The 24,173-nt window shown below is 41.6% G+C and carries 29 protein-coding genes; 26 read left to right on the forward strand and 3 right to left on the reverse strand.

Annotation, left to right across the window (positions count from 1 at the left end; genetic code table 11):
* The first annotated feature begins 112 nt into the window (after nucleotides 1-112).
* The 6 genes from CZ434_RS02860 to CZ434_RS02885 all read left to right on the forward strand — a co-directional run bounded on the left by CZ434_RS02860 (nucleotide 113) and on the right by CZ434_RS02885 (nucleotide 5,942).
* Nucleotides 113-745 carry a CBS domain-containing protein gene (locus CZ434_RS02860; protein ID WP_077621703.1) on the forward strand — a complete coding sequence of 211 codons (633 nt, stop codon included), beginning with the start codon at nucleotides 113-115 and terminating at the stop codon, nucleotides 743-745.
* 78 nt (nucleotides 746-823) lie between these two features.
* The gene (locus CZ434_RS02865; RefSeq protein WP_077621704.1) at nucleotides 824-1,594 is read left to right on the forward strand and encodes a metallophosphoesterase; all 771 of its coding nucleotides are present in this window, start codon (nucleotides 824-826) and stop codon (nucleotides 1,592-1,594) included.
* 124 nt (nucleotides 1,595-1,718) lie between these two features.
* Nucleotides 1,719-2,303 carry a genetic competence negative regulator gene (locus CZ434_RS02870; protein WP_077621705.1) on the forward strand — a complete coding sequence of 195 codons (585 nt, stop codon included), beginning with the start codon at nucleotides 1,719-1,721 and terminating at the stop codon, nucleotides 2,301-2,303.
* A 203-nt stretch (nucleotides 2,304-2,506) separates the two neighbouring features.
* Nucleotides 2,507-3,433 carry a D-alanine--D-alanine ligase gene (locus tag CZ434_RS02875; RefSeq protein ID WP_077621706.1) on the forward strand — a complete coding sequence of 309 codons (927 nt, stop codon included), beginning with the start codon at nucleotides 2,507-2,509 and terminating at the stop codon, nucleotides 3,431-3,433.
* 149 nt (nucleotides 3,434-3,582) lie between these two features.
* Nucleotides 3,583-4,863, forward strand: coding sequence for a Glu/Leu/Phe/Val family dehydrogenase (locus tag CZ434_RS02880; RefSeq protein ID WP_077621707.1), 1,281 nt, complete (start codon nucleotides 3,583-3,585; stop codon nucleotides 4,861-4,863).
* A gap of 107 nt (nucleotides 4,864-4,970) precedes the next feature.
* Nucleotides 4,971-5,942 carry a YpdA family putative bacillithiol disulfide reductase gene (locus CZ434_RS02885; protein WP_077621708.1) on the forward strand — a complete coding sequence of 324 codons (972 nt, stop codon included), beginning with the start codon at nucleotides 4,971-4,973 and terminating at the stop codon, nucleotides 5,940-5,942.
* Nucleotides 5,943-5,991: 49 nt separating this feature from the next.
* On the opposite strand, the gene CZ434_RS02890 is transcribed toward CZ434_RS02885, so the two are convergent.
* Entirely contained in the window at nucleotides 5,992-6,960 is a 969-nt protein-coding gene (locus CZ434_RS02890; RefSeq protein ID WP_077621709.1) for an asparaginase, read from the reverse strand.
* An 86-nt stretch (nucleotides 6,961-7,046) separates the two neighbouring features.
* Here CZ434_RS02890 and prsW point away from each other — a divergent pair, with 86 nt between their 5' ends.
* From prsW to fni, 9 genes are all read left to right on the forward strand, one after another.
* Nucleotides 7,047-7,739, forward strand: coding sequence for a glutamic-type intramembrane protease PrsW (prsW, locus tag CZ434_RS02895; RefSeq protein WP_077621710.1), 693 nt, complete (start codon nucleotides 7,047-7,049; stop codon nucleotides 7,737-7,739).
* Nucleotides 7,740-7,887: 148 nt separating this feature from the next.
* On the forward strand, nucleotides 7,888-8,754 hold the full coding sequence (gene sleB, locus CZ434_RS02900) for a spore cortex-lytic enzyme (RefSeq protein WP_077621711.1): 867 nt from the start codon (nucleotides 7,888-7,890) through the stop codon (nucleotides 8,752-8,754).
* A gap of 14 nt (nucleotides 8,755-8,768) precedes the next feature.
* Nucleotides 8,769-10,112 (forward strand): germination protein YpeB, encoded by a 1,344-nt coding sequence (gene ypeB / locus CZ434_RS02905; protein ID WP_077621712.1) that lies wholly within the window; start codon nucleotides 8,769-8,771, stop codon nucleotides 10,110-10,112.
* 81 nt (nucleotides 10,113-10,193) lie between these two features.
* Nucleotides 10,194-10,862: a flagellar brake protein gene (locus CZ434_RS02910; protein ID WP_077621713.1), complete on the forward strand. Its 669-nt coding sequence runs from the start codon at nucleotides 10,194-10,196 to the stop codon at nucleotides 10,860-10,862.
* Between the two features lie 35 nt (nucleotides 10,863-10,897).
* Entirely contained in the window at nucleotides 10,898-11,098 is a 201-nt protein-coding gene (locus CZ434_RS02915; protein ID WP_143262113.1) for a DUF5359 family protein, read from the forward strand.
* 166 nt (nucleotides 11,099-11,264) lie between these two features.
* Nucleotides 11,265-11,939 carry a (d)CMP kinase gene (gene cmk, locus CZ434_RS02920; protein WP_077621715.1) on the forward strand — a complete coding sequence of 225 codons (675 nt, stop codon included), beginning with the start codon at nucleotides 11,265-11,267 and terminating at the stop codon, nucleotides 11,937-11,939.
* 19 nt (nucleotides 11,940-11,958) lie between these two features.
* A complete protein-coding gene (locus CZ434_RS02925) occupies nucleotides 11,959-12,540 on the forward strand; it encodes a lysophospholipid acyltransferase family protein (protein ID WP_077621716.1) in 582 nt (193 codons plus the stop codon).
* 105 nt (nucleotides 12,541-12,645) lie between these two features.
* Nucleotides 12,646-13,785 carry a 30S ribosomal protein S1 gene (rpsA, locus tag CZ434_RS02930; RefSeq protein ID WP_077621717.1) on the forward strand — a complete coding sequence of 380 codons (1,140 nt, stop codon included), beginning with the start codon at nucleotides 12,646-12,648 and terminating at the stop codon, nucleotides 13,783-13,785.
* A gap of 12 nt (nucleotides 13,786-13,797) precedes the next feature.
* Nucleotides 13,798-14,823 carry a type 2 isopentenyl-diphosphate Delta-isomerase gene (gene fni / locus CZ434_RS02935; protein ID WP_077621718.1) on the forward strand — a complete coding sequence of 342 codons (1,026 nt, stop codon included), beginning with the start codon at nucleotides 13,798-13,800 and terminating at the stop codon, nucleotides 14,821-14,823.
* Nucleotides 14,824-15,030: 207 nt separating this feature from the next.
* Here the strand turns inward: fni and CZ434_RS02940 are convergent, their stop codons facing one another.
* Together CZ434_RS02940 and CZ434_RS02945 are read right to left on the reverse strand one after the other, a co-directional pair.
* Nucleotides 15,031-15,327, reverse strand: coding sequence for a spore coat protein (locus CZ434_RS02940; RefSeq protein ID WP_095742887.1), 297 nt, complete (start codon nucleotides 15,325-15,327; stop codon nucleotides 15,031-15,033).
* A gap of 22 nt (nucleotides 15,328-15,349) precedes the next feature.
* Entirely contained in the window at nucleotides 15,350-15,553 is a 204-nt protein-coding gene (locus CZ434_RS02945) for a spore coat protein (RefSeq protein WP_077621719.1), read from the reverse strand.
* A gap of 139 nt (nucleotides 15,554-15,692) precedes the next feature.
* On the opposite strand from CZ434_RS02945, the gene CZ434_RS02950 reads away from it, so the two are divergent.
* From CZ434_RS02950 to mtrB, 11 genes are all read left to right on the forward strand, one after another.
* Nucleotides 15,693-16,301 carry a YphA family membrane protein gene (locus tag CZ434_RS02950; RefSeq protein WP_077621720.1) on the forward strand — a complete coding sequence of 203 codons (609 nt, stop codon included), beginning with the start codon at nucleotides 15,693-15,695 and terminating at the stop codon, nucleotides 16,299-16,301.
* Nucleotides 16,294-17,184, forward strand: a complete 891-nt coding sequence (locus CZ434_RS02955; RefSeq protein WP_077621721.1) for a YIEGIA family protein — start codon at nucleotides 16,294-16,296, stop codon at nucleotides 17,182-17,184. The genes CZ434_RS02950 and CZ434_RS02955 overlap by 8 nt, the downstream gene beginning before the upstream one ends.
* 8 nt (nucleotides 17,185-17,192) lie before the next feature.
* Entirely contained in the window at nucleotides 17,193-17,372 is a 180-nt protein-coding gene (locus CZ434_RS02960; protein ID WP_077625052.1) for a capping complex subunit for YIEGIA, read from the forward strand.
* 116 nt (nucleotides 17,373-17,488) lie between these two features.
* Nucleotides 17,489-18,799, forward strand: a complete 1,311-nt coding sequence (gene der / locus CZ434_RS02965; RefSeq protein WP_077621722.1) for a ribosome biogenesis GTPase Der — start codon at nucleotides 17,489-17,491, stop codon at nucleotides 18,797-18,799.
* Nucleotides 18,800-18,810: 11 nt separating this feature from the next.
* Nucleotides 18,811-19,851, forward strand: coding sequence for an NAD(P)H-dependent glycerol-3-phosphate dehydrogenase (locus CZ434_RS02970; protein WP_077621723.1), 1,041 nt, complete (start codon nucleotides 18,811-18,813; stop codon nucleotides 19,849-19,851).
* A 58-nt stretch (nucleotides 19,852-19,909) separates the two neighbouring features.
* Nucleotides 19,910-20,170: a stage VI sporulation protein F gene (locus CZ434_RS02975; RefSeq protein WP_077621724.1), complete on the forward strand. Its 261-nt coding sequence runs from the start codon at nucleotides 19,910-19,912 to the stop codon at nucleotides 20,168-20,170.
* A gap of 266 nt (nucleotides 20,171-20,436) precedes the next feature.
* The gene (locus tag CZ434_RS02980) at nucleotides 20,437-20,634 is read left to right on the forward strand and encodes a DUF2768 domain-containing protein (protein ID WP_077621725.1); all 198 of its coding nucleotides are present in this window, start codon (nucleotides 20,437-20,439) and stop codon (nucleotides 20,632-20,634) included.
* 25 nt (nucleotides 20,635-20,659) lie between these two features.
* A complete protein-coding gene (locus CZ434_RS02985) occupies nucleotides 20,660-21,394 on the forward strand; it encodes a YajG family lipoprotein (protein ID WP_077621726.1) in 735 nt (244 codons plus the stop codon).
* 231 nt (nucleotides 21,395-21,625) lie between these two features.
* Nucleotides 21,626-23,104: a stage IV sporulation protein A gene (gene spoIVA / locus CZ434_RS02990; RefSeq protein WP_077621727.1), complete on the forward strand. Its 1,479-nt coding sequence runs from the start codon at nucleotides 21,626-21,628 to the stop codon at nucleotides 23,102-23,104.
* A gap of 343 nt (nucleotides 23,105-23,447) precedes the next feature.
* The gene (locus tag CZ434_RS02995; protein ID WP_077621728.1) at nucleotides 23,448-23,720 is read left to right on the forward strand and encodes an HU family DNA-binding protein; all 273 of its coding nucleotides are present in this window, start codon (nucleotides 23,448-23,450) and stop codon (nucleotides 23,718-23,720) included.
* A 152-nt stretch (nucleotides 23,721-23,872) separates the two neighbouring features.
* Nucleotides 23,873-24,106: a trp RNA-binding attenuation protein MtrB gene (gene mtrB / locus CZ434_RS03000; RefSeq protein ID WP_077621729.1), complete on the forward strand. Its 234-nt coding sequence runs from the start codon at nucleotides 23,873-23,875 to the stop codon at nucleotides 24,104-24,106.
* Nucleotides 24,107-24,173: the final 67 nt, after the last annotated feature.

A 24,173-nucleotide genomic window follows, 5' to 3' on the forward strand; every position in this document is an offset into this window, starting at 1 on the left:
CCATAGAGTCTATGGGAAAAGAGCTTGTCTGATTCTTGTGTTGGATTAATTTGCAGGTAATGCAGAGGAAGTTGTAGAAATATTATAAAGTAAAACAAAGGAGGCTGAGAAAATGTTCGTGAAAAGTATCATGATCCCAAGTTATAAATGTATAGTTGCTTCAACTGGCGATGTATTAAAACAAGTGGTAGACAGCCTGGAAAGTAATGATATAGAAGCGATGCCGGTAGTTGATGGCAGCATATTCAAAGGAATGATCTCCAAACAAGTAATATATAAGGCATTTTTTCTCAGTGAGATGAAAAAACAAACCTTTTTAGAAAATAAAACGGCGGGCGATGTAATGACAAATAGTGATTTGTTTATCGACGAAGAGGCTGTATTTGAAAAAACACTGACAGCTTTTAAGGGTTTTCCCATCTTGTCAGTTGTAAATGAAAACAGTCAATTCTTGGGGATTGTAACCCGTTTTGATGTATTGGAACAATTCGAAAGTGCATTTGGAGTGAAAAAACCCGGGATAAGAATTGCTTTCACCTCCGAAGAATCGGCCGGGAGGTTGTCCAGGCTCGCTGATATCATCAAGCATTATCATGGCAATGTCATTTCGGTTACTACGTTTGATGAAACGGATAAACTTGCCCGGAGAATTGTACTCAAAATCGAAAAAAACGACAATGTAGACAGATTGTCCAACAAACTGGAGAAAGCAGGGTTCAGAGTCTTGGATATTAAAGAGATATGAGGAGAAAATAACACCTGTCACCCCTGGTGTTTTGGATTCGATTGGTAAGATAAAGATGGAGAGAGAAGGAGTTATGGTTTGATTGCATTTTTGTTGGTTTTAACAGCCCTTTTAGCAGGAATGGTTGGCTATATGATATTCAAAGCCTTTCATGACCATGTCAGGTACTTGAGAATTGAGAAACCCGATGAAAAAAAAGAAAAGGAGCAAGCCATCCATTTCTTTTTTATATCCGATATCCACACCAGATTAATAAAAAGAAAAACTCTATTATCAGTTGCCCACCAAGTTGACTTTGTTTTAATTGGAGGAGATTTGGCTGAAAAGAAAGTTCCTTTCGAGAGAATCAAAGAAAACATCATTCGTTTGAAAGAGCTGGGCGCACCGGTATATTTTGTATGGGGGAATAATGATTACGAACTTGATCAGACCCGCCTTGTTTCCCTGTTGGAGAATTATGGTGTCCACACGCTTAGAAATGAATCGAAAAATATTGTTCTTCCATCCGGAGGGTCGCTCAGTTTGATCGGTGTCGATGATCCTGACAGAAGCAGTCCTCTTATGGAATTGTTGTTTCAACAAGCGGTGGGCGAAACGAAGATCCTGTTGACACACAGGCCAGATATATTCTATAGTTTATCAAATAACGAAAAAGAAGAAGTCACGGCAGCTTTTAGTGGACATACACATGGCGGGCAAATCCGGTTTATGGGCTTGGGGCTTTATTCCAGAGGTGGATTGAACAAGGTCGACAATACCTGGATATTAGTGAGTGAGGGTTATGGGTATACCCATCTCCCATTCAGATTGGGAACGAGTTCGGAATGCCATGTGGTTACTATTTCATGATTTGCATACTTAATGAATAATTTTAAAGATAACGCTTGTTTTTTTCGGTCATTAGCAGTTACCATTTTAATTCTTCCTCATATATTAAATATAATAAATGGGGCATTCAAGGGGGGATAAGTGAATGCGTTTAGAACGATTATCCACAAACCAGTTTAAAATCTTTTTAACGTTTGATGACTTAGTCGAAAGAGGGCTGACGAAAGAAGACCTCTGGCTTGACTTGCCCAGAGTCCATCAATTATTCCACGATATGATGTATGAAGCCAGCGATGAATTGGGTTTTGAGTTGGAAGGCATGCTGCTTGTCCAAGTACATCTGATGCAAGCACAGGGAATGATGGTAATTGTCACACAAAATGAATACGAATTGGACAGTGAAGATGATGAGGAATTCGTAGAAATGAAGGTCACATTGGATGAAAGCAGGGAACTGATTTTTGCTTTTATGGATTTTGAAAATATCATCCAGGTAAGCTCCCATTTGCAGCAATTGGGTTTAACAGGCGGCAGTGTTTATCATATGAATGACTTGTATTATATGCAGATATCTGAGGAAGATGTCCATGGCCAAAACCGTGAACATATCATTGCCATTTTGTCGGAATTCTCATCGCCGAGCATAGTTACATCCTATAAGTTGAAAGAATATGGTAAAGTAATTTTCGATTCTGACGCCATTTTAAAGGTCGGAGAGTATTTTCTGTAAAATAGGAACGAGGTACGGGCTGGTTTTGAGGAACCAGCCTTTTTTGCTGGAAAAAAGGTTTGAAGGTTTTTCTAGATGATGGTCAGGTAACATGTTACTATATTTACGTATCTTAGAAATATAGGTATGAAGTGCATGGATTTTCAATTGTCGTGCATCGCTGCATCATATTAACTTTTTAATAATTCCAAGGAGTGAAATTTGTGAAAATTGCTGTATTATATGGGGGCACATCCGGTGAAAGAGAAGTGTCTCTATCGACCGGTAAGGGAATTATCGAAGCACTAAAAAAGAACGGACATGAAGTAGTCGGTATAGATTTCCATCCCGATAAAATGTCGGAACTCATTGATTTGCAAGTTGATCTGGTTTTTATCGGATTGCATGGTAAGTTCGGAGAAGACGGAAGAATCCAGGGCTTGCTGGATATGTTGGATATTCCTTATGTCGGTTCTGGAGTGCTTGCTTCCGCATTGGCAATGGATAAATCAAAAGCAAAGCAAATTTTTGAGATGAATGGGCTCCCAGTCGCCAAAGGAGCTGCATTTGAGACGAAAAAATATTCAAAAAGTCAGCTGATAGAAAAGGTGAAAGGTTCTTTTTCGCCACCGTATGTAGTCAAACCTAACCAGGAAGGATCGACACTGGGATTGACGATCGTCTCTGACGAACAGCAGCTGCCGGAAGCGATTGAGCTGGCGATGAAAAGCGATTCCGTTTTATTAGTGGAGGAATTTGTTTCCGGAAAGGAATATACAGTCGCAATTGTAGGAAATAGTGGCGATGAGGAAGCATTGCCTATTATCGAAATAATACCAAAAAGTAAATATTATGATTTCGACTCTAAGTACAAACCTGGAGGAAGTGAACATATCATCCCGGCAAGAATAAGCGATGAACTGACCAGCCAGGTTAAAGACTATGCTGTAAGGGCACACCAGTTATTAGGCTGTGAAGTGTATTCAAGAGTGGACTTCATCATTACGGATGAAGGAAAGCCTGTGATTCTCGAAGTGAATACCCTGCCCGGAATGACGCCGACAAGTCTATTCCCGGATGCAGCCAAGGTAGTCGGGTTGACATATGAGCAGATGATCGAACGATTTGTAGAACTTTCCGCTAAAAAGTAATCGAGTGGACGTATTCTTATGTTTTTATTATAGTTAAGATGGCTAAGGTTATATAGGAGTTTTTTTGCATATTGATTGTTAGCATGTATACTATTTTCTGAAGAACGAAGAATCGAATGGATGAACAGAATCTTATAGGAGGTAAGATGATGGTAGCCGATAAAGCATCAGATTCTCCAAATGAACATAACGACAAACTTGATGTATTAAAATCCACCCAATCAGTTGTTCAGCAAGCACTTGATAAATTGGGATATCCAGATGAAGTTTTCGACTTGCTGAAAGAACCTGTCAGGATGATGACAGTCCGGATTCCGGTCCGGATGGACGATGACTCCATTAAAATATTCACAGGCTATAGAGCCCAGCATAACGACGCTGTAGGACCGACCAAAGGGGGAGTCCGTTTCCATCCTGCTGTAACCGAAAAAGAGGTAAAGGCTTTATCCATATGGATGAGTTTGAAAGCGGGTATTGTAGATTTACCATACGGCGGGGGGAAAGGCGGTATTGTCTGTGATCCTCGTGAAATGTCGTTCCGTGAACTAGAAGGCCTAAGCCGCGGTTATGTACGTGCAATTAGTCAAATAGTCGGACCGACAAAAGATATACCTGCTCCCGACGTGTTTACCAACCCTCAAATCATGGCATGGATGATGGATGAATATAGTCGTATCGATGAATTCAATAACCCGGGTTTCATTACTGGTAAGCCGATTGTACTAGGAGGTTCACATGGTCGGGAGTCTGCCACAGCAAAGGGTGTTACCATTTGTATCGACGAAGCTGTTAAGAAAAAAGGTATCAACGTAAAAGGCGCTAAAGTAGTTATTCAAGGTTTCGGGAACGCAGGCAGTTTCCTTGCCAAATTTCTTCATGATGCCGGGGCCAAGGTGATCGGTATCTCTGACGCGTACGCCGGTTTACATGATCCAGATGGACTTGATATCGATTATCTTCTTGATCGCAGGGATAGTTTCGGAACCGTCACCAAGCTGTTCAAGAATACGATCACAAATAAAGAGCTGCTCGAACTTGATTGTGACATACTTGTTCCTGCAGCTGTAGAGAATCAGATCACAGAGGAAAATGCCGATAATATTAAAGCGTCAATTGTAGTAGAAGCTGCCAATGGACCAACTACGCTGGAGGCAACCAAAATCTTGTCGGGCCGGGATATATTGTTGGTACCGGACGTTCTGGCATCTGCGGGCGGTGTGACCGTTTCCTACTTTGAGTGGGTGCAAAACAATCAAGGCTATTACTGGACAGAAGAGGAGATAGAAGAAAAGCTTCACAAAGTGATGGTCAAAGGGTTCAACAATGTTTATAATACTGCTATGACCAGGAAGGTCGACATGCGACTTGCTGCCTACATGGTTGGGGTGCGGAAAATGGCCGAAGCAGCCAGATTCCGTGGATGGATTTAACTGTAATCATTTAACAAGGTGAGCACTTAACAGTGAATCTGGTAAGTGCTTACTTGTTTTTATTTGGGAATAATCTATTGCATGCTGCAGATAAGGAGTGAACGAATTTGCATAACGAACATACGATCATTATAGGCGGCGGTCCCTGTGGTATGTCCGCCGCTCTTGAATTGCAACGAAAGGGAATCAATCCACTAATTATTGAAAAGGGAAATATAGTCAATTCTATTTATCATTATCCGACCCATCAGACATTTTTCAGTTCCAGTGACCGTTTAGAGATAGGCGGAGTACCTTTCATAACAGAAAAGAAAAAACCTGTCCGTAATCAGGCCCTGGCTTATTACCGGACAGTTGCAGACAGAAAATCACTGAGAATAAATTCTTTTGAGAGAGTAGTGAAAGTTGAAAAAAAAGAAAATGGCTTTTTTCTACATACAATTCTGGCTGATGAAAGGGAAAACCTTTACTATACCGAGAATGTTGTTGTAGCAACCGGTTATTATGATCAGCCGAGGTTGATGGGTGTCGAGGGAGAAGACCTGCCGAAGGTAATGCATTATTTTAAAGAGGCACATCCATATTTCGCAAAAAATGTAGTCGTCATCGGCGGAAAGAATTCTGCGGTCGACGCTACCTTAGAACTTCACAAAGCTGGAGCGAATATCACCGTATTATACAGAGGAAGTGAATATTCCGGAAGCATAAAGCCCTGGATATTACCCGAATTTGAATCACTGGTGAGAAACAAGCGGATTAACATGGAATTCAATGCCTGTGTTTCCGAGATAACGACAAGCCATGTTAAATATAAAGTTGACGGGATGGCCAAAGAAGTGGAAAATGATTTTGTTTTTGCCATGACCGGCTACCAGCCCGACAATGACTTTTTGCGTCATATGGGCATCGAAATTGAAGAAGCAACAGGAGCTCCCGTTTTTAACGAAGAGACAATGGAGACGAACATCAATGGAATTTATATAGCAGGGGTTATTGCTGCAGGGTTTAACAACAACAAAATATTCATCGAGAACGGACGGTTTCATGGTGAGCTAATTGCAAATGCCATCTGTAACTGACTGAAGAAGAAGCTGCATCCATATCGGAGTGCAGCTTCTTTCATTGAGTCTATTCAAAAAGTGGTACCAGTTCTTTTGGGTTATCGGTATGTTCCAGTGCAACCATCAATTTTATTCTTGCTTTAGGACCTGTAACCCCATTGGCGAAAATGATTCCTGCTTCTTTCAGTTTGTTACCGCCGCCATCATAAGAGTAAGTAGCTTGTACAACTCCTTGGTAACATCTTGAAACCAATACGATCGGAATACCATCGGCCAGCATGGCTTCTAAAGATCCGACGATATTGGGAGGAAGGTTTCCCTGGCCAAGCCCTTCGATCACAAGCCCATCAATGCCTGTATGATGGATGGCTTTTATCAAACTCTCATGCATTCCTGCATATGCTTTAATCAGTGCTACATTTTTTGTTAATGTTTCAACAGTATAGGTCTCTTGGGTCAACAGTTTCTGATGGAAAAAGATTGCCTGCTTTGTGATGATTCCGACCGGACCATATTGTGGACTTTGAAAAGTCGCTACATTACTTGTAGATGTTTTGGTAACATTTCTCGCAGTATGGATTTCATCATTCATTACTACCAAAACACCTTTATTGTGAGCGTCTTCCGAATTCGCGACTCTAATAGAACTGATTAAATTATATAAACCATCGGATCCGATTTCATTACTTGAACGCATTGCCCCTGTAACGACGACCGGCTTTCTAGTTTTTAGGAACAGATCAAGGAAATATGCCGTTTCCTCCAGCGTATCAGTCCCATGTGTGACTACGACTCCGTCGAATTTCTCTTTAGACAACCTGTTCTCTATATTTCTGCCAAGTTGCAGCATGTGCAATGGAGTAATGTGGGGTGAAGGCAAGTTGAACATGAATTCTTCCTTTATATCGGCAATTTCGCTCAAGGCAGGAGTCATATCTGTCAAAGGGTGTTTGTGAGTAGTCGATACTGCTCCTGTCATTTTGTCTTCCATCATCGATATTGTCCCGCCTGTATGGATGATGAGGATTTTTTTCATAATTACACCTACTTTACTTAGCTCTATTTTAATCTTACCTACTTCATGATACGATGAATATATTAAGAAAGAAAGAGGTTGTCATTATGTTTGCTGTCCTGTCAGCAGGGATTGCACCGACTCTTGCATTGATGTCATTTTTTTATTTGAAAGACCAATTTGAATCAGAACCTCTGTCTATGGTTTTCAGGACTTTTTTATATGGAGCATTATTGGTGTTTCCGATAATGTTTGTTCAATACGCTTTCATGGTCGAAGGAGTAGGACAAACACCGTTTATCCGCTCCTTTTTAATAACAGGGCTGATGGAAGAATTTTTCAAATGGTTCATTTTCTTATATACCGTTTATAAATATACCGACTTTGACTCCTTATACGATGGAATTGTCTATGGAGTTGCAATCAGTCTGGGATTTGCGACAGTAGAGAATTTACTCTACCTGTTGGCACATGGAATAGAGTATGCTTTCGGACGAGCGTTTTTTCCGGTCTCTTCCCATGCACTGTTCGGCGTAATAATGGGATATTATTTAGGGAAAGCGAAGTTTTCTCCTGTCTACAAAAAACGCACACTGGCATTCGCTCTTTTTCTGCCTGTTTTTCTGCATGGAATGTACGACTATATTTTAGAAGCCGTCCCGAGTTATTGGATTTATTTATTGACTCCTTTCATGATAGCCCTCTGGATGCTCGGACTAAGAAAAGTCAAAATTGCCAATCGCCAAGCCATGCATCACCAAGTGACTCTGATCAACGAGAAACAATCCAATACTTTGTGAAAACCCGCTTTTGGAGAAGAAGCGGGTTTTTTGTTATTTTCATGGTCTTCCTTTTATTTTCTTCCTGTCAATACAATGTATAAAAACTGATAGCTTGCTAAAAAATAAGCCGACAACAAAGACATTTTTACTCTTAGGAGGAATATAAATGCACTTCAAGAAGAAGTCGATGATGTTTTTGGTCATCAGTATCATAGTACTTGCTGTCGGCCTCACTGCTTCGAATGAAAATTCACCGGTAAAGGCCTTTAGTAATCAAGTAATCCAGCAAGGTGCTGTCGGAGAAGATGTCATCGAGCTGCAATCAAGACTACAGTACTTAGGTTTCTATAATGGTAAAATCGACGGTGTTTTCGGCTGGGGAACTTACTGGGCTCTCCGAAACTTTCAATACGAGTTCGGAATGGAGATTGACGGGCTGGCCGGTAAAGAAACAAAGGAAAAACTACAGAAAGCAAGCAATTATGACAAGGATTTTGTGAAGAAACAGATCAACCAAGGCAAAGACTTTACCCACTATGGGGGAACCCCAAAGGAACAACAAGTAAAGCAAGGCAACAATCAAAGTGGAAATGCCCCACAAGGAGGAGGCCAAGCCCAGCAGGCGGAAGGAAACCAGACACCGGACGAACCTACTGCAGTCAATGTTCCGAGTGGCTTTTCGCAAAACGATATCCGCTTGATGGCAAATGCCGTCCATGGGGAAGCGAGAGGTGAATCCTATGAAGGCAAGGTGGCCGTGGCAGCAGTCATTCTCAACAGGGTGGAAAGTCCCACGTTTCCAAATACCGTTTCAGGAGTAATTTTCGAGCCAAGAGCATTCACGGCGGTGGCTGATGGACAGATATGGCTGACCCCTGATGATTCGGCCGAAGAGGCGGTACTGGATGCAATCAATGGTTGGGACCCTACTGGAGAAGCTATTTACTACTTCAATCCAGACACGGCCACCTCAGGCTGGATATGGTCCCGTCCTCAAATTAAGCGGATAGGAAAGCATATATTCTGTATGTAGGAAGGTGGATAAGAATGATCAGATGGATTTTAGTAGCACTGCTAGCTGTAGGTATAACTGCTACTGGTATATGGGGTTATCAGGAACACCAAGAGAAGAATGCAATTCTGATACAAGCGGAAAACACCTATCAACGGTCTTTCCACGATTTGTCTTATCATATGGATTTGCTTCATGAGAAGATCGGAACGACTCTTGCCATGAACACGAGGTCCCAATTGTCTCCGCAACTGGCTGATATTTGGAGGCTTACATCGGAAGCAAGTACTGATGTAGGACAGCTGCCACTGGCATTATTACCTTTTAACAAGACCGAAGAGTTTTTGTCGGACATAGGGGATTTTAGTTATAAGGCAGCTATAAGGGATTTGGATAAAGAGCCTTTATCGGAAAACGAAGTGAAGAGCCTGCAGACCTTGTATCAGCAGTCCGGAGAGATAAAAAATGAACTGAGAAAAGTCCAGCATGTTGTTCTGGATAATAATCTTCGTTGGATGGATGTTCAACTTGCGCTGTCGACTAATGACCAACAGGCAGACAATACAATTGTCGATGGGTTTAAAACTGTGGAAAAAACAGTTAAAGGGTACTCGGAGGGTAACTTCGGACCGACTCTGACCGGTACCTCGAAGGAAAACCACAAGTTCCAAAATCTACAGGGGGAAAAAATCTCCGAGAATCAAGCAAGGAAAAGAGCCAGGGACTTATTCGATGTGGGAGAGGATGTTGAGATAACAGTCACTAAAACCGGCGACGGTGCCCAAATTCCTATGTATAGCGCATCCTACCAAAAAGATGGAAAAAATGGCTATCTCGATATTTCTGAAAAAGGCGGTCACCCGCTTTCTTTGATGGTTAACCGGGAAGTCAAAGAGCAGAAAATAAGTTTGAATGAGGCGATGGAAAAAGCTGGGGATTATATGAATAAACTACAGCTGGATGGTATGGAGGTCTTCCAAAGCAGTCAGTATGACAATGTTGGCGTCTTCAACTTTTTATTCAAGCAGGATGAAGTGAGGATATACCCGGACTCTGTACAAGTAAAAGTAGCTCTGGATAATGGTGATATTCTCGGTATCTCTGCTCGGGATTTTTTCATGAATCATCAGGAACGCAAGATAGAGGAACCTGGATTATCTGTTAGCGAAGCTGAAGAAACGGTAAACCCGAATGTCCAGATTCAAGAGCATTCCCTGGCTGTGATTGAAAATGATATGACTGAAGAGGTGCTTGTTTACGAATTTCTTGGAACATTAGAGAACGATACCTATCGGATATTTATCAATGCCAACACAGGTGAGGAAGAAAGAGTAGAGCATTTAAAAGGCACGGAAGAAGTATTCGAAGAATCTGTTTAGGGAAGGGTAGTAATTGCCTTTCCCTTTTTGCCTATTTTTGAGATAATATTTGCAAGACTAGATAGGAATGAGGCGTAATGAGTGATCAAAATAGGATCTAGACTTGTCCTGGAAACGGGGAAGGGAGAAAATTCAGATCGATACCGATGTAAAATTGTCGATGTAATAGGGAATCTTTTGTATGTCGATTACCCTGTCCATGAATTGACCGGACGAACTAGTTTATTTAGAAACAACACAAAGTTCTCTGCAAACTTTGTTGGAACAGATCGCGGTGTTTATCGTTTTTCGACCGAGATAAAAGAAAAAAAGAAAATGAACAATGTGCCGACCCTTGTCTTAGATTATCCAGGGGACGAACATTTGCAAAGAATCCAGAGAAGACAATACGTACGGATGGAAGTCACATTAGATGTTTCGGTCCATGATCCAAACGGGATATTGGCGCCTTTTACGGCTGTTACACAAGATATTAGCGGTGGCGGAATTTCCCTTCTCTTTCCCGAGCACTATGATGAAATATCCCATGGTACTTCCCTGGATTTATGGCTCGTCCTTCCAATGGAAAATAGTCGATATGAATACATACGGACGTCGGCTAAAGCAATTCGTACAATCACAAGGAAAGAAGGTCAAAGTAAACTGCTTTCTTTGAAGTTTGGGGATATGAATGAAAAAGACCGACAATCCATCATAAGATTTTGCTTTCAAAAACAGTTGCAATCCAGAAAGAGAGGAATGGGTTTGTAAGTATTACTCAAATTAAAAGAAAAGGTTTGAGGAAGATGAAACGTGTGGAACGGTATATTGTAGCATTATTGGGTTTGCATGCTTTCCTTTTGGTCAGTTTTCAACTGCTTGTTTTGCATACTGATGTAAACTTATTTTTGAACCCTGTCTATGAATATGTTGGGGTAGCCAAAATGGAAAATACAACTGTGTTAGAAAAATTGCAACAAGTAATAGATAGTGTGTTATCCTTTTAAGGGCAACTCTTAGAGTGCCAAACGAGAGGTTCGGTAGGTAAAGAGTTATGTGACATTCCGCCCTCCACCATCACGGGCGGATAATAGGAGAATTTCTTACTAGCGGACTTTTTGTCAGCAATTATTTATGAATACTTTTCACCAAATACGAGAGGAATGTAAGTACATGGAACAAAATTTAGCTATAGCAATCGACGGACCAGCAGCTGCCGGTAAAAGTACTGTCGCGAAAATGATCGCAAAAGAACTATCTTTTATCTATATCGATACAGGAGCGATGTACAGAGCGCTTACATGGGCAGCAATCAAAAACAATACTGACCTGGAGGATGGAAGCAAAATCACCGGGCTCCTTAAAAGAACGGTCATCGATCTCCAACAATCCGAGGATGGGCAAAAGGTCTTGGTCGATGACCGTGATGTCACGGATGAAATCAGAACTCAAGATGTTACGAATCAAGTTTCGATCGTGGCCAAACATCCTGATGTCCGAAAAGAAATGGTTCAGCGACAGCGGGTCCTTGCCGACCAAAAAGGGGTGGTAATGGACGGAAGGGATATCGGCACCCATGTTCTGCCGGATGCCGAAGTAAAAATTTTCCTGATTGCTTCTGTCGAGGAACGGGCCGAAAGGCGGCACAAAGAGAATCTGGAAAAAGGCTATCCATCTGAATTGGAGCAGCTTAAGAAGGAAATTGAAAGAAGAGATCAGCTGGACACTGAACGGGAGGCTTCGCCATTGATAAAAGCTGAAGACGCAGTGGAGATTGATACGACCTCTTTATCAATCAATGAAGTCGCTGATAGAATTTTGGAAGTTGTCAAGGGTGTAACAAAATAGTAGAAGGGATTAAGGGGAAATGAGTTTATATACGTTTGCAAAAAATGTGGTGACAGTACTTCTTTATCCATTATATCGTATTAAAGTAGAGGGTAAGGAGAATGTTCCGAAGCAAGGCCCTGTCATTATCTGTGCCAATCATATCTCTAATTTAGATCCGCCGGTAGTTGGCATCACTTGTCCGAGAGATATTTACTTCATGGCAAAAGAGGAATTGTTCCAAAAAAAATTCCTTGGAGGGCTTCTAACAAGAATACATGCCTTTCCTATCAAAAGAGGAATGAAAGACAGGAATGCATTGAGGAAAGCACTTGACATTCTCGGTCGGGGTGAGACATTGGGATTGTTCCCCGAAGGTACCAGAAGCAAAACAGGCCAAATTGGAAAGGGATTGTCCGGAGCAGGCTTTTTTGCACTCCGTTCTGAAGCTTACATTGTACCTTGTGCAATAATCGGACCTTATAAACCTTTTTCGAGATTGAAAGTAATTTACGGAAAACCGATTGAAATGGATAAATATCGGGAAAATAAAACTTCAGCAAAGGATGTTACTGAAGTTATCATGTCAGAAATCAGAAAGCTGGCAGAAAAACACAGTTAGAAACTATCTATTGCTTGACAAAAATGTTCAAATGTAAGAAGTTAGAAAAAAGGACATTTCAAGGAAGTATTGTTGTGTGTCGGAAATTGAAGGAGGTTTCTTTTTATGGATGAAATGAACAATGAACTTTCAGATCTTCAACAGCCACAAGTAGGTGACCAGGTTACCGGTAAAGTGGTAAAAGTAGAGGATAAACAAGTACTAGTGGACATTGGCTATAAAGTAGAAGGAATTGTCCCTATCAGCGAACTCTCGAGCTTGCATGTGGAAAAAGCATCCGATGCTGTGAGTGAAGGAGAAGAGCTTACTCTCAAAGTGAAAAAATCAGAAGACGATGAAATCGTTCTTTCCAAACGTGCAGTCGATGCAGACAATGCATGGGAAGATTTAGAAGAGAAATATAACAGCGGAGAAGTTTTCGAAGCAGAAGTCAAAGATGTCGTTAAAGGCGGTCTTGTCGTAGATGTCGGTTTGCGCGGATTCATCCCGGCTTCTTTAGTTGAAACACATTATGTAGAAGACTTCGAAGATTATAAAAACAAGACATTGAGTTTAAAAGTGGTAGAGTTGGATCGCGAGCAAAACCGTGTGATTTTGTCACACCGTGCTGTTACAGAAGCAGACGAAGCGTCCAAGAAGCAGGAAGTCCTGCAAAGCCTTCAAGAAGGACAGGTTGTGGAAGGTACTGTTCAGCGTCTAACCGATTTCGGAGTATTCGTGGATATCGGTGGCATTGACGGTCTTGTTCATATCTCTCAGTTATCCTATCAGCATGTAGAAAAAGCATCTGATGTTGTAGAAGAAGGCCAAAAAATCAACGTGAAAGTCTTGTCTGTGGACAGAGACAATGAACGGATTTCCCTTTCCTTGAAAGAAACATTGCCCGGACCGTGGGATAACATCGAGGATAAAATACAAGCCGGATCTGTGGTTGACGGCACCGTCAAACGTTTGGTTAATTTTGGAGCTTTTGTCGAAGTCGCTCCAGGGGTGGAAGGCCTTGTGCATATATCCCAGATTTCCAACCAGCATATCGGAACACCACAGGAAGTGCTGGATGTCGGTCAATCCGTTCAAGTTAAAGTACTCGATGTAAACGAAGCTGATCAGCGTATGTCGCTCAGTATCAAGGAATTAGAGCGTGACCAAAACCAAGCTGAATTAAAACAATACGAAAAAGAGGAAGACCATTCAGGTTTCCAATTGGGTGACATGATCGGTGATAAGTTAGATAAATACAAGTGATGGTGACCAACAATGAATAGATCCCAAAGAAAATTGGAGCATATCAAATATGCGATTGAATCGAACAGCACGGAAGGAAATTATTTTGATGATTTGACATTGATCCATCAAAGCATTTCTTCACTTCATTGGGATTCCATCGATTTGTGTGTTGACTTAGGCGAACTTTCTTTAAGTTCGCCTCTTTTTATCAGCGCTATGACCGGAGGCGGAGGTACAAAAACGGAAGAGATAAATAAAAAACTGGCAATTGCCGCTTCACATACAGGGGTGGCGATGTCGGTCGGTTCCCAAATGGCTGCAGTAAAAGACAAGACAGAAGAAGCAAGCTTTAAAATTGTGCGGAAGGAAAATCCAGAGGGGATTATATTCGCTAACCTCGGCAGCGAGGCTAGTGTTGACCAGGCACAAAAAGCGATTCATATGCTGGAAGCCGATGCCTTGCAAATTCACTTGAATACTCTCCAGGAATTGATCATGCCCGAAGGCGATCGCGATTTCACATCGACTGCAAAAAATATAGAATCAATTGTCCGTCATATCCATATACCGGTAATTGTAAAAGAGGTAGGGTATGGCATGTCCAAGGAAACAGCAAATCGGTTGAAGCAATTGGGAGTGACATACATAGATGTGTCAGGCAAAGGCGGTACCAATTTTTCAAAAGTGGAAAACAGGCGTAGAAAGAAACCGCTTCAAGCTTTCAATAATTGGGGCATCCCCTCCCCGGCTGCTATCAAAGAAGTGAAGAAGGCATTCCCGGATTGTAATCTGCTTGCATCAGGCGGCATAAGAAATGGATTGGACGGAGCCAAGTCAATGGTATTGGGAGCCAAGGCTTTTGGTATGGCTGGTACGTTATTGAAAGTCCTGTTAGAGGAAGGATTAGAAGCCTTGCAGGAACAAATCGACCAAGTCCATGAAGAAGTAAAACTTGCCATGCTACTACTGGATTGTACCAAAACTTACGAGTTAGAAAATAAACCATATGTGTCTACAGGTTATTTGAATGATTGGTTTACACAAAGAAGAATTTGATGAGTAAATATACATAAAACATTGTGAAGGCTGTCGGGAGAGTTTTTCCGATGGCCTTTTTATTTGTCGTTCCCTTTTCCTTAGTTATCTTGATATTCACCTGACAGGAGTGATGATCGCCGGGCAGAAGAAGCATGGAACTTCAAATACAGAAACCGGACAAGGGGAATCGCGGGTGTCAAATAGAAAAACCCTGGAAGTCCAGGGTTAATCGTTGACCATTTCCAAGGCCGTTTTAATTTTTTCTTCATCATGTGATAATTGTTCGTTGACGTCGTAAGCATGATACATCTCGTTCTTGATCATATAGTTCGCTATTTTAGCATGTGTGTCGATGGCTTGGTTTAACTGTTTTTTCAGGACTTCTCTCACTTCTGGGGATGCTGTTTCCGTTATAGCCACTGCATAAGTTCTAACTGCAGATTTAGCAGTGACCAGAAAATCTGTCGCGATAATCTCGTCCCTCATTTTCCCTGCAGTTTTCAACTTCTCCATTAATTCCATCTGATTTTCTCTCCTTTCTTTTTTATTTGTTATTCGGTAATAACTCTTCTAGTTCTTTTATCGCTTTTTCCGAGGTGGTGACCTCATTATCCAGGATCTGTCTTAATGTGTCATCTTCTACAAGGGGTTTCATTGCATAAGCTTTCAGGATTGCGGATTGTTTTAAAGTGAGAATTTCATGGATTTCCAACGTTTCATGCATTGCAAGTTTGTTAGCCGCAGCCATAATACTCCTCCTTTTCGTTTATTGCCTCACAACAATGAATACCCCTAAACTGTTACTTTTCAAACTTGAACCTTTCCTTTTCAGCGCCAATGATTAAAATAATAAAATTCCAGCTATAATGCTAAGGGTGGTGAACATTATGGAAGGTTTGTTTTTTTATTGGATCAGTTGGATGGTTTGGGTCTTTTTCACTTTCTTATATCGAAAAGACCGGTTCAGGATATTTATGTCGGCATGGATACTTCTGCTAATCATTTGCTCGGAGATAAATGCCACTTTCGTTGGCTATCAAGTAAATATGGCAGTTATCGTTTCTTTTTGCGGAGGTATGATACTTCATGCGAGAAGTTCCAGGTGGTTGTATCACAATTTTTGTACGTTATGCCTGGTATTCAGCTATACAGGGATACTATTCTGGGAAATGATCAGCCCGATTTGGGTTTTCATGCCAAGGCTTCTGATGGTTCCGTTTCTTGGAGTCGCACTATTGTTTTTTGTTTGTAAGACCTTCCGTGACAGGTGTGCGGTCTGGACATTAGGTGTTACGACTGGTGAAATTCTTCACACCATTATCTTGAACAGCTATGGTTTCTCAGTAGGTATAGGACAATTATCGTTTCTGGATTTGATGATGGTGGGAATAAGCTTCAATCTTTTAGCAACACTAATGGTACTGGTTAAAAGACGGGTGGAAATCATCCTTCAGAGCATAGAAGAAAAGCTGAAAATGAGGTGGAACCATGAATGAGTACACTTATCCAATCCTTTTCGGGGTCATTGTCGGAACGCTTGCAAGGCTTGTTATGCTCCGTACTGATTACCGACAGTATCCCACATATCTGCACGGCAAAGTCATCCATATCTCTTTAGGATTCATTGCAGCTGGATTGGGGACCATGGCTGTGCCTTCCATTATGGAAAAAGAGTTTACCGCTGTCACATTTTTGACAATAGCTGCTTCACAGTTCCGTGAAGTAAGAAATATGGAAAGGAATACGTTGACTGAATTAGATGCTTACGAACTCGTGCCGAGGGGAAACACTTATATAGAAGGAATAGCTGTAGCGTTCGAAGGCAGAAATTATCTGGTCATATTTACAGCGTTTTTGGCTACTCTTTCCTATCTAGTATGGAATATTTGGATTGCGATTGTAGTCTCTTTGGTTTGTTTTCTCCTTATCAGGAAATTTATGAGTGGATCTACACTTAAAGATATAGTCGATATTGAATATAAGGATATACACTTTGAAGGAGCGGGACTTTATGTCGACAACATCTATATAATGAATATCGGTTTACCGGAAAGGCAGGATGAAATAAGAAAATATGGGATGGGCTTTATACTCACACCGAAAAACTTTAATGTTCGTTCTACCATAGCCAATCTCGGACAAAGGCAAGCAATTCTTCATGATGTATCTGTGTCTATGGGTGTATTCAGGGATTCTGGAACTCCAGCCCTCGTCCCGCTTATCAAAAGGGATTTGGATGATGGTCGAATCGGTGTCTTCATTTTGCCTCAGAACAAAGATGTTGAAAGGGCAATCAACGTGATCGGAGCAACACCCGTATTGGAAAATGCGATCAGAATGCCGTCCGAATCGAAAGCGAACCGGAAAGGGGGGAATTGAGAGTGAAAATGGAAAAAGCGGTATTGGCCGTTATTACCACCAAGCAGGAAAAAGTTGCAGGTGGTGCACCCATATTCTTATGTGATTCCCAGGAGGAAATGGAAAAAGTCGCTGCCAATCTGGAAGCAATCCTGGACGGGATAAGTCATGCGCTCAGTGATCAATTACATATCATCGTCAAACATTGAGACAGGTGGCATTTAAAGAAATCGTTGTTTAATATTTCCTCTTTTGCTAAAATAAATAGGTTAATGATTGTGAATAAAAGTTCTGAAGTATAGTGGACAGAAAGGATGGTCCTTTCATGAGGAAATCTGTAGTAGCAATAGTTGGAAGGCCTAATGTGGGCAAGTCAACTATTTTTAATAGGTTGGTAGGAGAAAGGATTTCAATAGTAGAAGATGTACCGGGAGTGACGAGAGACAGAATATATTCGAGCGCTGAATGGCTGACAACTTCTTTCAATCTTATCGATACAGGAGGGATTGAAGTTGGCGATGAGCCTTTGTTAGTGCAAATGAGGGAACAGGCAGAGGTAGCCATAAACGAATCAGATGTCATCATTTTCATGGTCAATGGAAGAGAAGGCATTACCGCGGCTGATGAAGAGGTGGCCAAACTGTTGTTCCGTTCCAATAAACCAGTAGTATTGGCAGTGAACAAAATAGACAACCCGGAAATGAGGGATGAGATTTATGAATTTTATTCCCTTGGATTTGGAGAACCGTTTCCAATATCCGGGACACACGGGCTTGGGCTCGGCGATTTGCTTGATGAAGTGGTAAAACACTTTCCTGAATTGGAACAGGAACAATATGAAGAAGATACAATTCACTTCAGTTTGATTGGAAGGCCGAATGTAGGGAAATCTTCCCTGGTCAATTCCATTTTGAATCAGGAAAGGGTCATTGTCAGTGATTTGGCTGGCACCACGCGTGATGCTGTCGATACACCGTTCACACGCGATGAACGGGATTTCGTCATTATTGACACAGCTGGCATGCGAAAAAGAGGTAAAATATATGAAACAACTGAGAAATACAGTATCCTTCGCGCTTTAAAAGCAATTGAACGATCTGATGTCGTACTCGTGGTAATTGATGCAGAAACCGGTATTATCGAGCACGATAAGAAAATTGCCGGCTATGCTCATGAGGCAGGGAAAGCGGTTTTGATTGTAGTCAATAAATGGGATACAGTCGAAACAAATGAAAAGGCAATGAAAGAGTTTGAGGATAAAATCAGGGCCCATTTCCTATTCTTGGATTACGCTCCTATAGTATTTTTGTCCGCCAAAACGAAAAAAAGGCTGCACACTCTGTTGCCGCAAGTCCTGCAAGCGAGTGAAAACCATGCAAAAAGAGTGGAAACCAATGTGTTGAACGATGTCATCATGGATGCCCTCGCGGTGAATCCTACTCCGACTATGAAAGGGCAAAGGCTCAAGATACTTTACGCAACACAAGTTTCTGTCAAACCGCCGAGTTTTGTGGTATTTGTAAACGATCCGGCATTGATGCATTTTTCATATGAACGGTTTCTGGAAAACAGAATAAGGGAAGCGTTCGGTTTCGAAGGGACGCCGATCAAGATATTTGCTAGAAAAAGAAGTTGAGGAGGAGTTCTGTGAGTAAGATAGCAGTATTGGGAGCTGGAAGCTGGGGAACAGCGCTTGCAATGGTCCTTGCAGATAACTCGCACGAGGTGAGGTTATGGACGCACAACCGGGAACATGCAGAATTGATTAACCAGACGCATGCCAATGAAAAGTATCTACCTGGAGTTTCTATTTCAGAGAAGATTACAGCCTATCATGATTTGAAAAAAGCGACGGAGGATGTCTCAACCATTTTATTTGTTGTGCCTACAAAGGCTGTGAGAGGGGTTTGCCGGCAGTTGGCTGAAGTACTTGAACATCCGGTTACCCTGGCGCATGGTACTAAGGGCATCGAGCCCGACTCTTTCAAAAGGGTTTCCGAAATTATCGATGAGGAATTGTCCAACCGCTTTTATAATAATGTAGTCGTTCTATCAGGGCCAAGTCATGCGGAAGAAGTAAGCCAAAGACAGCCGACTACACTTACCGCCTCGTCCGAGAATATTGAAGAGGCTCAGAAAGTACAGGATTTATTCATAAACAGCAACTTGAGAGTGTATACAAGCCCAGATATGATCGGTGTCGAACTTGGCGGAGCATTGAAGAACATTATTGCTCTTGGGGCAGGTATATCAGATGGTCTCGGCTATGGAGATAATGCCAAAGCGGCACTCATTACCAGAGGGCTTGCCGAAATCGCCCGGCTGGGCAGCTCGATGGGGGCAAATCCACTGACATTTTTAGGATTGACCGGTGTCGGGGATTTAATTGTGACGTGTACAAGTGTGCACAGCCGGAACTGGAGAGCAGGGAACTTGCTTGGTCAAAATTATAAGCTGCCGGATGTATTAGACCAAATGGGAATGGTCGTCGAAGGAGTTCGGACTACTAGGGCTGCCCATCAATTGGCGGATAAGCAAGGGATTGACATGCCAATAACGGACGGGCTCTACAGGATTTTATTTGAAGAAGCTAAACCGAAAGATGTCGTCGATCAGCTGATGAACCGTGATAGAAGACAGGAAATGGATGATTTGTCGTTAATCTTGAGCAATCGATTTTCAAACTAACACAGTCTAACCCTCTTTGCATATAATGTTGTGAAGATAAAGGCAAGGAGGAGTGGACGTGAGCGACTTTCAAAAGAATTTGTTCGACCAGATTCAGAAAAAATCGAGTGTAAAACCTGATGATATCTTCAAAGTGGCTGATTCCGTTAAAAATGCTGATTTCTCGGATGAAAAAACAGTCAGGAGGCTTGTGAGACAGCTGGCCAGAATGGCTGATAAACCTATTTCCAAAGAGAAAGAGGACAAAATAGTTAAAGCGATAACCAGCAACAACATGCCTACAGACATGAGCACACTGGGAAACCTTTTCAAAAAGTAGCGGTAACTGGGCATATGAGGATACAAAGAAGATAAGGTTCGCATAAAATAAATCGCACAAGCATTCATTTTAAAGCTGTATGGGTAATTATTTAGTCATACCGGGATAGAGACTGCCCCCTCTATCTCGGTCTTTTTGTTGTCATCCGTTTGGGATATCGAACGTGCAAATAATTGTGATATAATACTGGAAGTGTCGAACAAATACATAAAAACGGCTTGTCTTGAGGAAACAGTAAGCGAGATGATATAAAGAGGTGAAGAAAATTGTCAGAATCGATGTTAAACATGTATATTTCTTTTGCCGGTATCATTGCCTTGATGGTATCAATAGGGCTAATCCTTTTGAGCAGATACAAGCTAAAAGGAATATTTGCATTTATAATCGCTGTTGTGGCATATATTTGTCTTATTTTTGGCAGTTTGATTATTTTTTACATTGTTTTCAGCGGTCCGACCGCATAGATGAATGTTTTAGGAGGTTTGAATGATGAAGCGGATTCATATCGTTTTGCTGGTTTTTATGACAGTATTACTAAGCGGCTGCTTGTATCCCAATGAGCAATTGACAAAAAATGAGGTGCCCAACGAAGTTCAGTTGCAAACGATTCAATCAGCTGTTGACCAATACAGAGAGAATAATCAAGGATTGGTGCCGATAAAGACAAAACCGAACGAAACCCCTGTCTTCCAGAAATATTTAATTGATTTCACTAAATTGAAAGAACAAAATTTGATTTCCGAAATTCCTGGAACAGCTTTTGAGAATGGGGGAGTCTATCAATATATTCTCATTACTCCGGAAGAGGACCCCCGTGTTAAAGTAATCGATTTAAGAATGACACAGGAAATCAATACGGTCGAAAGATATATTAATCAATACAGGGACGAGCATCTCTATCCTCCGTTCGGTGAAGAAGTTGCCGACGGAATATATAAAGTCAACTATTCAAAGATCGGCTTGGAGAATCCGCCGACAATCCCGAGTCCCTATTCACAGGACAACCTCTCACTCGTCATGGATACTAATGGGGACATTTATGTGGACTACAGGGCAGAACTGTACAAAGCCATCAAGAATGAGGAACACGATTATGAAGCCGGTGACGATATCCGTTATCTTCTGGCGGAAACGACCCCCTTTGCACCTGCCTATTCCCTTCCTTATACGATTGAAAGTGGAAGCGACGAGCCTGTCTTCGCTCCTGATTTGAAAACTCCTTAAAGATTGAAGAATAGATATGCCCTTGCTTCATATAATGAGGCAAGGGTCTTTTTGTAAATAAATAAGCTGCCCTTGAGTTTACCTGAAATTATTATCGATATTTATTCCTTTACAGCTATATCTTAAAACTTTTCAATGAAACAAGTCATATTTGGGTAGGACAACGTCATAGACTCTTAATGTCAAAGATTCGTAACAGTTCTATGGCGAAGTAGACCGGGAGGGGATCATTTGGAAAGAGTGGATATTTTTAAAGATATCTCAAAACGGACCAACGGAGATATTTATCTAGGGGTAGTGGGAGCGGTCCGTACAGGTAAATCGACATTCATCAAAAAGTTCATGGAGCTTGTTGTATTGCCTAACATTCAAGATGAAGGAGAGAGAGCAAGAGCCCAGGATGAACTGCCTCAAAGCGCGGCTGGGAAAACCATCATGACGACCGAGCCTAAATTCGTGCCAAACCAGGCTGTTTCCATTCAAGTGGATGAAGGACTTGATGTGAACGTCAGGGTCGTTGACTGTGTCGGTTACACTGTGAAAGGTGCAAAAGGCTTCGAAGACGAAAATGGGCCAAGAATGATTAATACACCATGGTACGAGGAACCGATTCCTTTTCATGATGCTGCAGAAATAGGAACTCGGAAGGTAATTCAGGAACATTCCACCATAGGAGTAGTTGTCACAACAGATGGGACGATTGGAGAAATCCCCAGAGAGGATTATATAGAATCAGAAGCTAGAGTTGTTGAGGAACTGAAAGAAGTCGGCAAACCTTTTATCATGGTTGTAAACTCAGTTCAGCCTTATACGAAAGAAACCGAATTGCTCAGGGAAGAACTGTCCGAAAAATATGATATTCCCGTACTGGCGATGAGTGTGGAAAGTATGGCCGAACACGATGTTTACAATGTGCTTCGTGAAGCCCTGTTTGAATTCCCGGTATTAGAAGTGAACGTAAATTTACCAAGCTGGGTAATGGTTTTGAACGAAGACCACTGGCTGAGGGAAAGTTATCAATCAGCCATTCAGGATACAGTGAAGGACATCAAACGGTTGCGCGATGTAGACAGGGTTGTCGGCAACTTTGAAGGTTATGACTATATCGCAGATGCAAAACTGGCCGGGATGGAAATGGGCGAAGGGGTAGCTGAAATTGATCTTCAGGCACCAGACTATCTTTATGACCAAGTATTAAAAGAGATAGTCGGCGAAGAAATCAGAGGAAAGGACCATCTACTCCAATTGATGCAGGATTTTGCTAATGCCAAACGAGAATATGACCAGGTGGCCGAAGCGTTACAAATGGTCAAACAAACCGGATACGGGGTTGCAGCTCCTACTCTTCATGATATGGTATTGGATGAACCGGAAATTATCCGGCAGGGATCCAGGTTTGGAGTCAGGCTCAAAGCAGTTGCACCATCCATTCATATGATAAAAGTAGATGTGGAATCGGAATTCGCTCCAATCATTGGAACGGAGAAACAGAGTGAAGAGCTTGTCAGGTATTTGATGCAAGATTTTGAAGAAGATCCTTTGTCAATATGGGAATCGGATATCTTCGGCCGGTCATTAAGTTCGATTGTCAGGGAAGGAATTCAAGCCAAACTATCCCTGATGCCGGAAAACGCCAGATATAAGTTGAAAGAAACACTTGAAAGAATCATCAATGAAGGATCTGGTGGTTTAATAGCAATAATCCTTTAGCGGCTAATTACAGGCCGCTTTTTGTTATGGCCAAAATTCCATCCTTCCAAACACAGGATTTTCGTGAATGAAAAGAGAATAATTGGATAGAACCCGCTTGATGACAGTATTTAACTGTGATAATATCCAATTGTGGCCTGGCTGATGAAAATCTGGGAAATACTACAAATTTTTAGCAATCTAGCCGATTTTTGTTGAATTTCCGCTAAAAGTCGTTTAATATAAGCCATGTCATCTTTTAAATCGGTGGCAACTAGTATAAAATGCTGAAAAATGGTGAACAAATGGATGTACGGTCATTTGTTCGAAATCGTAGGATATATATCGGGAGGAGGTGAATGTCATGAACAAAACAGATCTAATCAACACAGTTGCAGAAAGAAGCGAACTTTCCAAGAAAGATGCTACTAAAGCTGTGGATGCAGTTTTCGAATCTATCATGGATTCACTTAAAGCTGGAGACAAGGTTCAATTAATCGGTTTTGGAAACTTCGAAGTGCGTGAGCGTGCTGCACGTAAAGGGCGCAACCCTCAAACAGGTGATGAAATCGAAATTCCTGCAAGCAAGGTTCCAGCCTTCAAACCAGGTAAAGCCCTGAAAGACAATGTAAAATAATTTACATAACGGGCAAAGGGTGCACATTTTGCACCCTTTTTATTTTTGCATTTTTGTTATGTTAGGTTTATCGTATGTACATAGATAGTTCATTTCAAAGACTGGTCAAAAGGTGAATTTGAACGTGTAAATATTGATTAGGAGGCAGGAGGATGTCAACATATAAAGACAGCAATGATTTCTTTATAATCAAGGCGCTGGAAGACGGTGTCCAGGTAATCGGATTGACAAGAGGGACGGATACCAGGTTTCACCATTCAGAAAAACTAGACAAAAACGAAATGATGATTGCGCAATTTACAGAACATACCTCGGCAGTGAAAATCCGTGGGAATGCCATCATTCAGTCGAGCCATGGGGAAATATCCAACCTTAATGACGAGTGAGTTCGTGATTCACAATAGGTAAGACTTTGGCCGGGATTACCTATTTTAATTGTGTTATAATAGAATG

The organism is Sediminibacillus massiliensis, assembly GCF_900156915.1.
Classification (GTDB): domain Bacteria; phylum Bacillota; class Bacilli; order Bacillales; family Amphibacillaceae; genus Sediminibacillus_A; species Sediminibacillus_A massiliensis.

Bases quoted from the DNA above. Each gene is read 5' to 3' on its own strand.
- cmk (WP_077621715.1), top strand. From the start codon at position 11,265: ATGGAACAAAATTTAGCTATAGCAATCGACGGACCAGCAGCTGCCGGT.
- CZ434_RS02945 (WP_077621719.1), bottom strand. From the start codon at position 15,553: ATGGCTGCGGCTAACAAACTTGCAATGCATGAAACGTTGGAAATCCAT.
- sleB (WP_077621711.1), top strand. From the start codon at position 7,888: ATGCACTTCAAGAAGAAGTCGATGATGTTTTTGGTCATCAGTATCATA.
- CZ434_RS02940 (WP_095742887.1), bottom strand. From the start codon at position 15,327: ATGGAATTAATGGAGAAGTTGAAAACTGCAGGGAAAATGAGGGACGAG.
- rpsA (WP_077621717.1), top strand. From the start codon at position 12,646: ATGGATGAAATGAACAATGAACTTTCAGATCTTCAACAGCCACAAGTA.
- CZ434_RS02995 (WP_077621728.1), top strand. From the start codon at position 23,448: ATGAACAAAACAGATCTAATCAACACAGTTGCAGAAAGAAGCGAACTT.
- CZ434_RS02880 (WP_077621707.1), top strand. From the start codon at position 3,583: ATGGTAGCCGATAAAGCATCAGATTCTCCAAATGAACATAACGACAAA.
- CZ434_RS02955 (WP_077621721.1), top strand. From the start codon at position 16,294: ATGAATGAGTACACTTATCCAATCCTTTTCGGGGTCATTGTCGGAACG.
- prsW (WP_077621710.1), top strand. From the start codon at position 7,047: ATGTTTGCTGTCCTGTCAGCAGGGATTGCACCGACTCTTGCATTGATG.
- CZ434_RS02890 (WP_077621709.1), bottom strand. From the start codon at position 6,960: ATGAAAAAAATCCTCATCATCCATACAGGCGGGACAATATCGATGATG.
- CZ434_RS02915 (WP_143262113.1), top strand. From the start codon at position 10,898: ATGAAACGTGTGGAACGGTATATTGTAGCATTATTGGGTTTGCATGCT.
- CZ434_RS02950 (WP_077621720.1), top strand. From the start codon at position 15,693: ATGGAAGGTTTGTTTTTTTATTGGATCAGTTGGATGGTTTGGGTCTTT.
- fni (WP_077621718.1), top strand. From the start codon at position 13,798: ATGAATAGATCCCAAAGAAAATTGGAGCATATCAAATATGCGATTGAA.
- mtrB (WP_077621729.1), top strand. From the start codon at position 23,873: ATGTCAACATATAAAGACAGCAATGATTTCTTTATAATCAAGGCGCTG.
- CZ434_RS02870 (WP_077621705.1), top strand. From the start codon at position 1,719: ATGCGTTTAGAACGATTATCCACAAACCAGTTTAAAATCTTTTTAACG.
- CZ434_RS02985 (WP_077621726.1), top strand. From the start codon at position 20,660: ATGAAGCGGATTCATATCGTTTTGCTGGTTTTTATGACAGTATTACTA.
- ypeB (WP_077621712.1), top strand. From the start codon at position 8,769: ATGATCAGATGGATTTTAGTAGCACTGCTAGCTGTAGGTATAACTGCT.
- CZ434_RS02960 (WP_077625052.1), top strand. From the start codon at position 17,193: ATGGAAAAAGCGGTATTGGCCGTTATTACCACCAAGCAGGAAAAAGTT.
- der (WP_077621722.1), top strand. From the start codon at position 17,489: ATGAGGAAATCTGTAGTAGCAATAGTTGGAAGGCCTAATGTGGGCAAG.
- CZ434_RS02925 (WP_077621716.1), top strand. From the start codon at position 11,959: ATGAGTTTATATACGTTTGCAAAAAATGTGGTGACAGTACTTCTTTAT.
- CZ434_RS02860 (WP_077621703.1), top strand. From the start codon at position 113: ATGTTCGTGAAAAGTATCATGATCCCAAGTTATAAATGTATAGTTGCT.